We start from the raw sequence: 12,792 nt of genomic DNA, 5'->3' as shown, positions 1-12,792 counted from the left end.
TTTGTAATCGATTAAGTCAAAGATCAGTAAGAAAAAGAAACACGTATAGTCATGGACAAAAAGCACATACGGTTAGACGATCTGAAAAAGGAAACGCCTTTTTCGGTACCTGATGGCTATTTTGAAAATTTACCCCAACTCATTCAATCAAGGATTTCAAATGAAGTTGTTCGCAAGCCGTTAATCCGATGGACCTGGCAAAGGTCTGCAGGTTTGGTTGCAGCAATGAGTTTTTTACTGGTTATGGTTTGGGTTACTTTTCCGGAACGCCAGGGTTCGCTGGGGCAGGAGCCGCTTAGTAAGATCAGCGATGCCTCGATAGTAAGTTATCTGGAAGATCAGAATATCAGTTATTATGATCTTAGTGAACATCAGGTTGTTCAAAAGGCTTTTGATACGGACTCAACTGTTTTGAACTATCTGGATGGTATGGACGAGGAATTTCTTCGTCAGCAAATCCTTGAAACTGGTTCCGGTTCGGAGAAAATTTGACATTTATTGAACTAACAAAATGAACTCACCAAAAAATTTAAACAACGTTAAGGGAATAAGTCTAATATTGCTTTTTACTTTTCTGTCTACCGCGATGGCTTGGGCTCAACGTCCTTCCGGAGAAGAAATGCAGCGTATTCAGGATGCAAAAATTGCAATTATTACAAATCGTCTTAATTTAACACCAGAGCAATCAACCGGTTTCTGGCCGGTTTACAATGAGTATTCTCAAAAGAGAAGAGAAATTCATCGTGCGCAACGAAAAATTATAAATGATAAAAAGGCAGAAGGAAAAACAGATGAACAAGTTTTGAATAATTTGAAAGAAGTGCAGGATCTTAAACAAAAAGATCTTGATCTTGAAAAGGAATATCAAACCCGGTTTTTGAAAGTGATTTCGGCAAGCCAGATTATTGAACTATATAAAGCAGAACGAACATTCAACGATATGTTGATTCAGCGACTGAAACAAAGGCAGGGAAAGCCAAACGAATAAGTTTAATAGCTCTCTAACAAAAATCCCCATAACGGATAAAGCGTGTTATGGGGATTTTTATTTGTCAGCGAGTCACAATCTTAATGTCCGCCAACGGCAGCAACGCTATCTATTCCAATGGTCTCTACGCTGATATTTTTCATCGGCGCGGAATGTTCTTTAAACTCCTGGATAATTTCCAGTACGTCGTAGTCGATATTCAGCGATTTTGTACCATCGATGATAACTTTTGAGTTTTCTGGCAGATGATCTAATGTAAGACCAATGCTTCCCTTATTTAAAAAAGTTACCTCTTCGGACAAGACAATGGTTATCACGTCTCCGTCTTTATACTCTTCTTTTTTGTAATGATAAGAGTGTTTGTAATTTTTTCTTAAAATAAAGTAAATAGCAACGAGCATTCCTATGGCAATCCCCTTCAATAAATCTGTGCTCAAAATGGCGATTACCGTTACTATAAACGGGAAAAACTGCTCTTTTCCCAATTTGTACATTCCCTTGTAAAGCGAAAACTTTGAAAGTTTGTAGCCCACTAAAAGCAAAATAGCGGCCAACGACGCCAAAGGGATATAATTCAAATATTTAGGAATGAATATCGCCGACAGTAACAAAATGGAACCATGAATAACGGTACCCATTTTTGTCCTTCCTCCTGATTCAATATTGGCAGAACTTCTTACGATAACCTGTGTAATCGGTAATCCGCCAATTAATCCCGAGATCATATTTCCAATTCCCTGTGCTTTCAATTCGCGGTTTGCCGGTGTGTTCCTTTTGTAAGGATCGAGTTTATCTGTCGCTTCAACTGATAACAGTGATTCCAGGCTGGCGACAATGGCTAATGTAACTGCAACTGTATAAATTTCAACCCTGTTGAAAGCACTGAAATCGGGCGTTTTGAAAAAGCTGAAAAATTCAGATGCACTGGATGCCACTGGTAATTGTACGAGATGTTCGCCGCCCATCGCAATTTCCGGATAGAAATTTGAAAACAAAGTGTTTAGAAGTATGCCCGTCAATACAACAAACAACGCACCCGGAAGGAATTTGAAAAGCTCAATTCTCTTCATAAACGGTTTGTCAAAAAGAAGTAACAAGCCCAATGAAACAATTGAAATAATTATCGCGCCCGCGCTACTGTATCGTATCGAATTGTACACTTCTGTTAAAGTATTCTGCCCGTCTTTCTGACTGAATGCTTCGTCGCCCATGAAATCGGCATCATAGCCAAAGGCATGTGGTATTTCCTTTAAAATTAGCGTGATACCAATAGCCGCAAGCATTCCCTTGATAACCGAAGAAGGAAAGTAATAGCCGATAATTCCGGCATTCATAAATCCAGCAAGGAGTTGGATCGCTCCGGCAATCACAACGGCGAGCAAGAATGCTTCGAAACTTCCCAAAGTTTCAATGGCCGTTAATACGATCACAACCAATCCGGCAGCCGGGCCGGAAACACCGAGAGCAGAACCACTCAAAAAACCCACTACGATTCCTCCCACCACACCGGAGATAATTCCTGAAAACAAAAGATCAGGTCGGCCCGTGGAGGCTAAGGCAACACCAAGGCACAATGGCAGGGCAACAAGATACACGACTAGTCCCGCCGGGAAATCGAATTTGAGGTTTGAAAACAGATTATTTTTATTCGTTGACATAGGATGATTCAAGAGGGGAAATGACGGTTGCGAATGATTAGCTGATTACGTGCTCGGCTAAATCCAGTTTGTAGAAATGCTCGATTTCTCCTGTGTTGTCAGCCGTGATATTCAGATCTTGCAGATAGCCATTTTTAATGTCATAAACCAAACCATGAACCTGAAGAGCTTTCCCATTTGCCCAGGCATTTTGCACGATCGACGTTTTGGTAAGATCATGAACCTGCTCTTGCACATTCAGCTCGACTAGCCGGTCGCTTCTTTTTGCCATATCTTCAATTGCATTTAACTCATCTTTATGCAAACGATAAACGTCTTTGATATGACGAAGCCAGTTGTCAATTAGGCCAACCTGTTTGTTGCCCATCGCCGTGTTTACGCCACCACATCCATAATGTCCGCACACAATAATATGCTTAACTTCCAGCACATTAACTGCATAATCCAGTACGCTCAACATGCTGATGTCTGTATGAATGACCATATTGGCGATATTTCTGTGTACGAAAATATCACCCGGCATTGTTCCGGTTATCTCATTTGCCGGCACACGGCTGTCTGAGCAGCCAATCCATAGAAACTGGGGAGATTGTCTTTCTGCCAGATCATTAAAGAAATCCGGGTTTTCTTTTGTTCTTTCTTCTACCCACTTTTGATTGTTTGTGAAAAGCTTTTTATATGACTTAATCATTATTCTAATTATTTATCGTTGAATAAAATGTAATAAATGACAGCATAACAGACTAGTAATCAGATCAATTCAAATATTGAAATGAGGATGCCTGACAACCAAATGTCATTCAGTAATACCGATGAAATAAATTAGGATAATTCGGGTGGGGGTGAGAAGAGATTTCTATAAATCTCGTTTTCACAGGCAATGGTGTAAGAGAATACGGTTTTGAGAAGAACTGAAACCGTAATTTTGCTGAAAGAAACAGGATCGGAAATCAAGAACTGATCGTCGTCCATTATCTTTTCAACTTCTTTGTTTTCATTATCGCAAGTACCATCATTGCAAACTACTTTTGCTTTTTCCTTAGCCAACAGAATACTTGCAACATCTGTAGCTTTACAGATTAGGAAGATCGTTAGCAGTATAAGGCAAAGTTTTTGGAACAAAGTAATTTGATGATTTAATACCAGGTTGTAGTTTGTATAACGTAAAGAAAACTAAAATTGGTTTCTTTTATTTTATAAAATCTTATTTTTTGTATGAGCGGTATTTTAAAAGGTATAAAAAAAGGGATGTTTCAAACATCCCTTTTATATTAAGACTTGTAACTTTTCTCGTGGTTTTCTAACCAGCGCCCAACTAAAAAAGCTGAACCCAAAAGAAGCACATAGAAAGTTATCATTACAATCGTCATGAACATAATAATATCTGATTAGGTCTTGATTGAATAGAACAAAAATATGCAAAAAAAGCTAATGACCGACCTGTAACTTCAAAAAATTATAAAACACCTTTTGTCGATGGCATAAAATCAAGTGCTTTCAAGTCACGACGGACTGCCATTTTTATTGCTTTGGCGAAACCTTTAAAGATTGATTCAATTTTATGATGTTCATTCTGGCCTTCAACTTTTATATTAAGGTTCGATAAAGAAGTGTCGGAAAACGATTTGAAAAAGTGGTAAAACATTTCTGTTGGCATTTCACCGATTTTTTCCCTTTTAAATTCAGCGTCCCAAACCAGCCATGGACGTCCGGAAAAATCAATTGCAACCTGTGCAAGTGCTTCATCCATAGGTAATAAAAATCCATAACGGCTTATTCCACGTTTGTCGCCAATAGCAATTCTATACGCTTCGCCTAATGCAAGAGCTGTATCTTCAATCGTATGATGTTCGTCAATATGCAAATCACCATCCACATGAATTGTCAAATCTGCGCCTGAATGTCTGGCCAACTGATCCAGCATATGATCATAAAATCCTAAACCGGTATGAATATCAGATCTTCCGCTTCCGTCAAGATTTAATTCGATATGGATCTGGGTTTCTTTGGTATTACGTTGCACACTTGCCGTTCTGGAAGGTAATTTCAAATGCTCATAAATCGCATCCCAATCCAAAGAAATATAAGAAACTGCTTTATTCATTTCAGGCGTCACATCTTCTTTTGGAAGCTCGTTTTTCAATAAAATTGCTTTCGATTTGAGATTGACCGCCAATTGAACATCAGTCAGGCGATCGCCGATGACATAACTGTTTTCAAGATCGTAGTCTTCTGAAAAATAGGAAGTCAGCATACCAATACCAGGTTTTCTGGTTGGCAGGTTATCCTCAGGAAAACTTTTGTCGATATGAACCGTTGTAAAATGTATATTTTCCCCTTCAAGGATCTGAAGCATTTTATTGTGTGCGGGCCAGAATGTATCTTCCGGAAAAGATTTAGTACCCAAACCGTCCTGATTGGTTACCATCACCAGCTCGTAATCTGTTTCTTCCGCTATTTTACGAAGATTTGAAATTGCTTTTGGCAGAAATTCAAGTTTTTCAAGCGAATCAACCTGAAAATCCGTTGGCGGCTCAACGATGATCGTTCCGTCACGATCAATAAATAATACTTTTTTCATTTAAAAAGGATACAAACAATCAAAGGTTTTAAACAAACTTCAATGCAGAAAAAATGGCGGCTGCCGTTTAACTGTTGCAAAGTTCGTAAACTATATGGTATTGAAAAGATTTATACGAAGTAAATAACGGTACTTGGACTTTGAGCAACAAAAAGGTCAGCAAAGAAGTTGTACATTTACGTGATAAACCAATTCATTTTTTTAAGCAGAATGTTTACAGGAATTGTAGAAACCCTTGGGGAAGTATTAAAAGTTGAAGAGGAAGGTACCAACAAAACTTTCACCTTACGTTCGACTCTGGCTCCGGAATTGAAAATTGACCAAAGTTTAAACCATAATGGTGTTTGCCTTACCATAGTTTCATTAAAAGAAGACACGTACCAGGTTACTGCGATTGAAGAAACTTTGAACAAAACCAACCTTGGAAATTTAAAGGAAGGGAATAAAGCAAATCTGGAAAGATGTATGCCTGCAAATGGCAGATTTGATGGCCATATCGTACAGGGACATGTGGATCAGACTGCGGTTTGTACACGTATTGAAGAAAGAGACGGCAGCTGGTTATTTGATTTCCAATACGACGCAACGCTTGGGAATATGACAGTTGAAAAAGGATCAATTTGTGTGAATGGAGTAAGTCTTACTGTTTTTAATTCAGAAGAAAATTCGTTCCGGGTTGCCATTATTCCTTATACTTATTCATTTACAAATTTTCACCAGTTGCAGGAAGGTGACACTGTAAATCTTGAATTTGATATTCTTGGAAAATATATCAAACGAATTCTTGGTTCTTATACGATGTAAGTTATTTGCATCTTGAATTATTCCTTCTATTTTTACCATTTTTAGAAATTACCCGCAGCATGTACGTCCATGGCAAAAATTAGCACTCAATCCCGTAAGGATCTTTTTATACACATTGGCATTGTAGTATCACTTATACTGGTATTTTTTCTCGGCTTTTTCTTCATTTATCTGCCTTTCACTACCAACCACGGAGAGGCAATTACGGTCCCCGATCTTCGTAAGAAAAATTTGAGTGAGTTGGAAGATTTCCTGGATAGCAGAGATTTACGCTTTGAAGTTGACTCTACTTATGTACCAAATATGCCGCCTTTAACAGTTATTCAGCAATATCCAAAACCGGGAGCAAAGGTAAAGGAAGGTAGAAAAATATATGTTACGGTTGTTTCTTTAACGGCCCCGCTTATAAAAATGCCGAAGCTGACGGATATGACACACAGAAGTGCACAAATGCAGCTGAAAAGCTTAGGTTTGGAGGAAGGTACGATATCTTATGTTCCGGATATGGCGCAGAATGCCGTTTTGAGACAAATGTATAAGGGAGTTGAAATTTTACCCGGACAGCCGATTGCAAAAGGATCTAAAATTGATCTCGAACTTGGTGAAGGTTTGGGTTCTGCCCAGTTTGAGTTGCCATCTGTTGTAGGAATGCCTTTGGATGAGGCCAAAATCCAGATTGTCGGTGCAGGATTAAAAGTTGGTCAGGTTATGCAGGTCGCAGCAGAAGAGGGTCAGATTCCCGGAAGTGTTGTGAAGCAAAATCCTGAATCAGGTAATAAAGTTCGAATCGGCGATGTAATTGACCTGTGGGTAATTCCGGCAGGTGCTGAACCAACTGCCCCAAATGAAGACAACACACAACCGTAAAAACGTTTTATCCGGAGTTGACAGATTTTTGTTTTTAGCATTATTAATTCTGATTTCCAGTCAGTTTAATAGCGTATACGGACAACTTAAACTCGTCCCGATTGGAAGAAATCAAAGTGGAGAAGGAAAATTTAAATCCAATACTTCCGCCAGAATTCAGGCATTAACGCTGCCTTTTTTTGATGATTTTTCTACAACTGCTACTTCTCATCCGGATTCTGCTTTCTGGATGCCCGGAAGTGGTGTATATATTAACAATACTCTTGCCACCACACAGCCTTCTGTGAATATGGCTACTTTTGACGGACTTGATAAAAATGGCGTTCCGTATAATTATGTAAATCAATTGTCGCAGGGACATACGGATACACTGACTTCACAACCGATTAATCTGGCAAATCTGAATCCTGCTGATTCTGTTTATCTAAGTTTTTATTGGCTTGCAAAAGGTTTGGGAGAATTGCCGGATGACGGTGATACATTGCGTCTGGAATTTCTAAGCCAGGATCAGCAATGGGTTTCTATGTGGGCAACTACCGGACCGTTATTTGACTCACTCTTCACAAGACAATTTATTCCGGTTATTAATCCTGTTTTTTTTCATGGCAATTTTCAGTTTAGATTCAGGGCATACGGCCGGCTTTCCGGCGCTTATGATACGTGGCATCTGGATTATCTTTATTTGAATAAAGGAAGATCTGTCAGTGACCGTTTTATCAAAGATATCGCTGTCCGGACAGCACTAACGCCGTTTTTGAAAAAATACACAGCTATGCCAATCAAGCAATACTGGGCAAATCCTGCATTGGCTACCACGGATTCAGTAGGCACAGATATTATTAACCTTTTCAATAATTTCAATTTTACAACTTTTAATTTTACGGTTAAGGACGAGATTTCCGGGAAACAGTTTACCAATTATAATGCTACGTCAGCGGTATTTATTGGTGGAGAAAAAACGCAGAGCAAAAGAATGGCCGTTTCTTCGATTCCTGTGGACAGATCAATAAAGGCTTTGAAATTGAAATATAAATTAAATCTGATTACAACGGACGACCAGAATCCTACCATTCCATCGGTTAATCTTCGGAGAAATGATACCATCAGTGCCAGAACAAATCTGAGTGATTATTATGCGTATGATGATGGAAGCGCAGAATATGGTGTTCAGATCAACCAGAGGCTTGGACGTGTCGCTGTGCGTTTTGTACTTTCTCAGCCGGATACATTAAGTGGTGTTAGAATGTCTATTGTGCCGTTTAATCAGGATATCACCGGGCAATCTTTTACGATTCAGGTATTAAGTAATAAAAATGGAAAGCCGGATCAGGTTTTGGCTCAAAGGGCTGTTTCTGCTCAGTATGCCTCGGCTCGTGACAGTTTAATCCAATATGCTTTTGCCACACCGGTTGCCTTAAAAGATACTTTTTATGTCGGCTGGATTCAGGTTGACGAGCAGCCTCTGAGTTTAGGTTTTGACCGTAATTCCATGCTTGGGAAAAGCAATATTTTCTACAATCTGGGAACGCAGTGGGTGCAGGAAACATCTTTAAAAGGTAGTGTTATAATTCGTCCTTATATGGGAGGAAGTGTAGGGGAGACTGTTACCGGAACTGAACCGGTGACTAATACGAGTGCTTATTTTTTCCCAAATCCGAATAAAGGAATTATTGGCTGGAACGAAGACTGGATCAGAAAAATAGAAATTTATTCTGTTCAAGGTATTTTGGTAAAGGCTATTACTGCTGAAAAACAAAGCAAGTCGGCTTCTGTTGATGAATTACCGGATGGTATTTATATCTTTAAAGCGTCGGATGGGAAACGATCTTTCGTCCAAAAAATGTTGATAGTAAAATAGCGTAATAACATTTATAATTTGATTATCATGGATATTAAAGTTGAAGAATTAAAAGAACGTTTGGATAAAGGAGAAGCTTTGAATTTTTACGATGTTCGCGAAGAGCATGAATATGAAGAAGACAATTTGGGTGCTACACTAATTCCTCTTGCAGAATTACCGGATCATCTGGATGAACTTGAACCTTTAAAAGACGAAGAAATAATCATCCACTGTCGCTCAGGCGCAAGAAGCGGAAAAGCACAGGCATTTCTGGAATCTCGTGGTTTTACTAATGTACGTAATGTTATAGGTGGAATTCTTGCTTACCGTGAATTGGAGGAAGAAGCTTAAAAAACAAATAGAATAAAAGTAGCTGGCTGTTTTTTATAACAGCCAGCTACTTTTATTTCAAACCGGATTCTGTCATTATATACCCCAGAATTTTGTCAAATTCATCGGGTTTGAACCATTTGAAATCGCCCTGATGGCGGAACCAGGTCAACTGCCTTTTTGCGTATCTTCTTGAATTTTGCTTCAATAGACGCTCCATTTCTTTTTCATTATACAAGCCATCCAGGCAACCGTAAACTTCTTTATATCCCACGGTTTGAAGTGCATGGCTTTCACGAAATTCAATTACACTTTTAGCCTCATCTATCAATCCCTGATCGAGCATTTGATCCATTCTGCTGTCAATGCGATGATAAAGCTCAGCCCGGTCGCGATCAAGTGCTATTAATATTTGTTTAAACGGGCGGCTGACTAGATTTTTCTGCTGATAGTGAGAGATGGGAGTGCCGGTAGTATGAAAAACTTCTAACGCGCGTACAACCCGCTGAGGATTGAGTATTTCTTTGGTTACGGCAAAATCAGGATCCAGGTTTTTAACTTCTTCCTGTAACTTTTCTAGCCCTTCATTTAACAGACGAGCCGTTAATAATTCGCGAAGGCCAGCTTTGGGTGCGGGCAACGTATCCAAACCTTCTGAAACCGCTTTAATGTACAAACCGGAACCTCCGGTCATAACTACAAAATCATGGTCTTGAAACAGAGAATCGAGTAATACCAATGCATCACGTTCAAAATCTCCTGCACTGTATTGTTCAGCAATGGAATGAGAATTGATAAAGTGATGTGGAATTTCTTTCAACTCATCTTCGGAAGGTTTGGCCGTTCCAATCGATAACTCCCGAAAAATCTGACGTGAATCTGCGGAGATAATTTCTGTTTTTAACGTCTTGGCGAGCCTGATAGCAAGTTCAGTTTTTCCTACCGCTGTAGGGCCTGCTATGATGATCAGGTATTTTACCTGGCTATTTGGCATTCTGGACTTTTTATGTGATTTTAGTAAACACAAAAATACACATCATGGAAATGAGCACACTACTTTTCTTTATATTATCTGTTTTTTTAGGCGGCGCATTCGGTGCCGGCGCTTATTATTTCTGGTCTGGCAGGCACAAACTAAAATCTGAGCCACAACGGGAAGCCACAGTTTTGCTTGAAAGAATAGAAAAGGTTTTCAAGGTGGTTATGGCGGAAGGTTATTTTACGGAGATCTATAATTACCAGCACGACAAAAATTTCTGGAACCTGATAAAAGATAAGAAAAAAGCTTTGGTTATTGCAAAAGCAAAGGTGTTGGTTGGGTATGATTTTGGTAAGCTGCGTTTTCACGTTGAAGGAAACAGTAAAAAAATTGTAATTGATTATTTTCCAGAGCCTGAAGTGCTTTCTATGGATACTGATTACAAGTTTTATGACATTGAACAAGGCTGGTTAAACCGTTTTCAAAGTGATGACTATACTTCAATTTTAAACGAAGCAAAGCAAACGATGAATGAAAAGGCACTCCAGAGTGATCTTCCCCGCATTGCTACAAACCAGGTACAATTAATGATGTTTCAATTAGCAGCTACCATGAATTGGAAAATCGATATGCAGTTGCCGGAAACTAATAAAAATGTTATTGAGGAGTATTCTTCTTATAAACCGGTTGAAGCGGGAATAGAATCTCTCAATAGGAAAACAGAAGAATAGAAAATATTTATTCAATTTCCTTCATCACTTTCTTTAAAAAGCGCGTATATGCTATTAATTCCAATTTATTAATTCAATTTCATACGGTTCAATATTTCATTCTTAAACTTTACGATTATGTTCAAAAAATTATTAATGGTGATATGTGTTTGTTTCGTTCTGTTCCTTGCAGGTTGTAAAGGTGACGATGGAGCAGTAGGTCCGGCGGGTGCAGCAGGAGCCACTGGTGCTACGGGTGCAACTGGTGCTACCGGCGCAGCGGGTACAGGCGGATCGTCAGCGATTATTTTAACAACAGGTGCAATAACAGGTACCGGAACGGGTGGAGATTTATCTTTTGCTCTGGTTGATAGTCTTACTGCAGACGAAGAAGATTTTTACGATAGTGGTGTAGCTGTTTTGGTATATGCGAAATCACTTGGTGTGTGGTGGCCGCTTCCTGGAAATGTTCAGTTTGCAGCTAGTGCGGTTAGTGGCTTTACTTTTGTTCACGGCGTGGATAGCGGAACATTTTTTGTGGATATTTTCACAACTGGAAACTCGGAGGGTGCTACTACGGCACCAACAAGAAGTTTCGATGATATCAGAGTTGTTTTACTTCCTGACACAGGTGCGAGATTATCTGCTGATATCAATTGGAGTAGCTATGATGCAACTATCAAAGCATTGGGCTTAACGGATGTAAGTTTGACAAAAGCGAGTTTATACAGAAAGAAATAATCAATCTCATAATTACAAATTCATTAAAATCCTTGTCGTTAATGACAGGGATTTTTTGTTGTCAATTATATAAGTTTATCCTGCAATATATACGTGGACTTGTTGCTGGTACTTGAACATTATGCTAATTTAATTTCGAAATAGGAGTAATTGATACTATGTTAAACACAAGCTTATAACCCAAAAAAAGCGAAAGCACCTTTCGGTACCTTCGCTTTCTTATTTTGCGGGGGTTTGGATTAATATTCCCAAAGACCGTGTTCAAGTTCCATTAACTCTTGTTCGTAGTTAAGAGATTTGATCAATGCTTCTTTATCTCCTTTGTAGATATCAATAAATGACTTGTCAGCAGCATTTGAATACTTTGTAATACGTCCGTAAAACAAACGTAAATCGAATGCATCAGCAAGGTTTTTGTTTTGCGCTGTATTCTTGTTGTTATACCAGATGTATTTTTTTGGATCACTTCTGAAAAGACGTTCAACATCTTTATAACGGAACGAAGCAATTGGTAATTCAAGACCCGTTGCAGCATTCATATCAGACGGAATCAAAAGTGTGATTGCCTGAATATCCATATACAAACGAGAACGTTTTTTATCAAAAGTCCAGTCTTCCTTCACTTCCATCAAATTGATCTGATCAGGGAAAAACTCTTCTTCGGTTGCCATTGTAGCAGCTACCTGGAAAGTATCAACTGGTACTGCAACAACAACAGGTGGCTCTTCTTTTACCACTTTACCTTTTGCTCCTTTTTTAGTCGATTTCTTAGGTTTCGGTGCTCCCCAACCATCATCTTCAACAGCAGCTTTTTTCGCAGGAGCTCCCCATCCGTCATCAGCCTTAGCTGTTTTCTCGGTTTTCTTAGGATCTACCTTTGTTTTATCATCCCATCCACCAGCATCGTTAGCAGGTTTTCCAAAACCAGCTGCAATTTCTTCGGCAGACAAACCAGCTGTCTGATTAGGAATAAGCATCTTTTTATGGATCAGATCACTTGATAACTTGGTAGTACAAGAATCGTTGGTATAAGCGTCAATAAGACCTGCTTTTGCAGCTTCTAACAGATATCTCGTAATCTCATTATTTTTAGAGAACATGGAAGAGTTTTGTTTCTCTTTAAGATCCACTCTCCTCCATAAAGTCCTTTTCATCATCACATCACCCTCACTGATTGGATGTGACGAAAATTGATTCGCGGTAGAGTCTTCCTTCTCCTGAGCAAATACCATGGTAGACCCCATCGTTAGGGATAATATTGACCATGCAATTGTTTTTCCGTTCATTCTTCTCA

The 12,792-nt window shown here is 39.0% G+C and carries 13 protein-coding genes; 8 read left to right on the top strand and 5 right to left on the bottom strand.

Annotated features, from left to right (window positions below; translation table 11 throughout):
* The first annotated feature begins 51 nt into the window (after window positions 1-51).
* On the top strand, window positions 52-492 hold the full coding sequence (locus FDK13_RS13100; RefSeq protein ID WP_137340436.1) for a hypothetical protein: 441 nt from the start codon (window positions 52-54) through the stop codon (window positions 490-492).
* A gap of 19 nt (window positions 493-511) precedes the next feature.
* A complete protein-coding gene (locus FDK13_RS13095) occupies window positions 512-988 on the top strand; it encodes a hypothetical protein (protein WP_229216030.1) in 477 nt (158 codons plus the stop codon).
* A gap of 80 nt (window positions 989-1,068) precedes the next feature.
* On the opposite strand, the gene FDK13_RS13090 is transcribed toward FDK13_RS13095, so the two are convergent.
* The 3 genes from FDK13_RS13090 to hisB form a co-directional block, all read right to left on the bottom strand.
* Entirely contained in the window at window positions 1,069-2,646 is a 1,578-nt protein-coding gene (locus FDK13_RS13090) for a SulP family inorganic anion transporter (RefSeq protein ID WP_137340435.1), read from the bottom strand.
* A 37-nt stretch (window positions 2,647-2,683) separates the two neighbouring features.
* On the bottom strand, window positions 2,684-3,337 hold the full coding sequence (gene can / locus FDK13_RS13085) for a carbonate dehydratase (RefSeq protein WP_137340434.1): 654 nt from the start codon (window positions 3,335-3,337) through the stop codon (window positions 2,684-2,686).
* A gap of 765 nt (window positions 3,338-4,102) precedes the next feature.
* Complete coding sequence (hisB, locus tag FDK13_RS13075; RefSeq protein WP_137340432.1) at window positions 4,103-5,227, bottom strand: bifunctional histidinol-phosphatase/imidazoleglycerol-phosphate dehydratase HisB; 1,125 nt, start codon at window positions 5,225-5,227, stop codon at window positions 4,103-4,105.
* Between the two features lie 210 nt (window positions 5,228-5,437).
* Here hisB and FDK13_RS13070 point away from each other — a divergent pair, with 210 nt between their 5' ends.
* The 4 genes from FDK13_RS13070 (at window position 5,438) to FDK13_RS13055 (ending at window position 9,089) form a co-directional block, all read left to right on the top strand.
* The gene (locus FDK13_RS13070; protein ID WP_137340431.1) at window positions 5,438-6,031 is read left to right on the top strand and encodes a riboflavin synthase; all 594 of its coding nucleotides are present in this window, start codon (window positions 5,438-5,440) and stop codon (window positions 6,029-6,031) included.
* 69 nt (window positions 6,032-6,100) lie between these two features.
* Complete coding sequence (locus FDK13_RS13065) at window positions 6,101-6,898, top strand: PASTA domain-containing protein (RefSeq protein ID WP_137340430.1); 798 nt, start codon at window positions 6,101-6,103, stop codon at window positions 6,896-6,898.
* Window positions 6,876-8,756: a T9SS type A sorting domain-containing protein gene (locus FDK13_RS13060; protein ID WP_137340429.1), complete on the top strand. Its 1,881-nt coding sequence runs from the start codon at window positions 6,876-6,878 to the stop codon at window positions 8,754-8,756. The genes FDK13_RS13065 and FDK13_RS13060 overlap by 23 nt, the downstream gene beginning before the upstream one ends.
* 27 nt (window positions 8,757-8,783) lie before the next feature.
* The gene (locus tag FDK13_RS13055) at window positions 8,784-9,089 is read left to right on the top strand and encodes a rhodanese-like domain-containing protein (protein ID WP_137340428.1); all 306 of its coding nucleotides are present in this window, start codon (window positions 8,784-8,786) and stop codon (window positions 9,087-9,089) included.
* A gap of 52 nt (window positions 9,090-9,141) precedes the next feature.
* Here FDK13_RS13055 and miaA read toward each other — a convergent pair whose 3' ends face one another.
* Entirely contained in the window at window positions 9,142-10,062 is a 921-nt protein-coding gene (gene miaA, locus FDK13_RS13050; protein WP_137340427.1) for a tRNA (adenosine(37)-N6)-dimethylallyltransferase MiaA, read from the bottom strand.
* Between the two features lie 50 nt (window positions 10,063-10,112).
* Here miaA and FDK13_RS13045 point away from each other — a divergent pair, with 50 nt between their 5' ends.
* Window positions 10,113-10,778, top strand: a complete 666-nt coding sequence (locus FDK13_RS13045) for a DUF4230 domain-containing protein (RefSeq protein WP_310588091.1) — start codon at window positions 10,113-10,115, stop codon at window positions 10,776-10,778.
* 117 nt (window positions 10,779-10,895) lie between these two features.
* Complete coding sequence (locus tag FDK13_RS35735) at window positions 10,896-11,498, top strand: hypothetical protein (protein ID WP_181956148.1); 603 nt, start codon at window positions 10,896-10,898, stop codon at window positions 11,496-11,498.
* A gap of 239 nt (window positions 11,499-11,737) precedes the next feature.
* Here FDK13_RS35735 and porN read toward each other — a convergent pair whose 3' ends face one another.
* Window positions 11,738-12,784 carry a type IX secretion system ring subunit PorN/GldN gene (porN, locus tag FDK13_RS13035; protein WP_137340539.1) on the bottom strand — a complete coding sequence of 349 codons (1,047 nt, stop codon included), beginning with the start codon at window positions 12,782-12,784 and terminating at the stop codon, window positions 11,738-11,740.
* Window positions 12,785-12,792 lie beyond the last annotated feature (8 nt).

This window comes from Dyadobacter frigoris, assembly GCF_005280585.1.
Lineage (GTDB): Bacteria > Bacteroidota > Bacteroidia > Cytophagales > Spirosomataceae > Dyadobacter > Dyadobacter frigoris.
This window is presented reverse-complemented; position numbering and strand designations above follow the sequence as displayed.

Excerpts from the sequence above, each read along its gene's own strand:
- FDK13_RS13100 (WP_137340436.1), top strand. The coding sequence starts at position 52 with ATGGACAAAAAGCACATACGGTTAGACGATCTGAAAAAGGAAACGCCT.
- FDK13_RS13095 (WP_229216030.1), top strand. The coding sequence starts at position 512 with ATGAACTCACCAAAAAATTTAAACAACGTTAAGGGAATAAGTCTAATA.
- FDK13_RS13090 (WP_137340435.1), bottom strand. The coding sequence starts at position 2,646 with ATGTCAACGAATAAAAATAATCTGTTTTCAAACCTCAAATTCGATTTC.
- can (WP_137340434.1), bottom strand. The coding sequence starts at position 3,337 with ATGATTAAGTCATATAAAAAGCTTTTCACAAACAATCAAAAGTGGGTA.
- hisB (WP_137340432.1), bottom strand. The coding sequence starts at position 5,227 with ATGAAAAAAGTATTATTTATTGATCGTGACGGAACGATCATCGTTGAG.
- FDK13_RS13070 (WP_137340431.1), top strand. The coding sequence starts at position 5,438 with ATGTTTACAGGAATTGTAGAAACCCTTGGGGAAGTATTAAAAGTTGAA.
- FDK13_RS13065 (WP_137340430.1), top strand. The coding sequence starts at position 6,101 with ATGGCAAAAATTAGCACTCAATCCCGTAAGGATCTTTTTATACACATT.
- FDK13_RS13060 (WP_137340429.1), top strand. The coding sequence starts at position 6,876 with ATGAAGACAACACACAACCGTAAAAACGTTTTATCCGGAGTTGACAGA.
- FDK13_RS13055 (WP_137340428.1), top strand. The coding sequence starts at position 8,784 with ATGGATATTAAAGTTGAAGAATTAAAAGAACGTTTGGATAAAGGAGAA.
- miaA (WP_137340427.1), bottom strand. The coding sequence starts at position 10,062 with ATGCCAAATAGCCAGGTAAAATACCTGATCATCATAGCAGGCCCTACA.
- FDK13_RS13045 (WP_310588091.1), top strand. The coding sequence starts at position 10,113 with ATGAGCACACTACTTTTCTTTATATTATCTGTTTTTTTAGGCGGCGCA.
- FDK13_RS35735 (WP_181956148.1), top strand. The coding sequence starts at position 10,896 with ATGTTCAAAAAATTATTAATGGTGATATGTGTTTGTTTCGTTCTGTTC.
- porN (WP_137340539.1), bottom strand. The coding sequence starts at position 12,784 with ATGAACGGAAAAACAATTGCATGGTCAATATTATCCCTAACGATGGGG.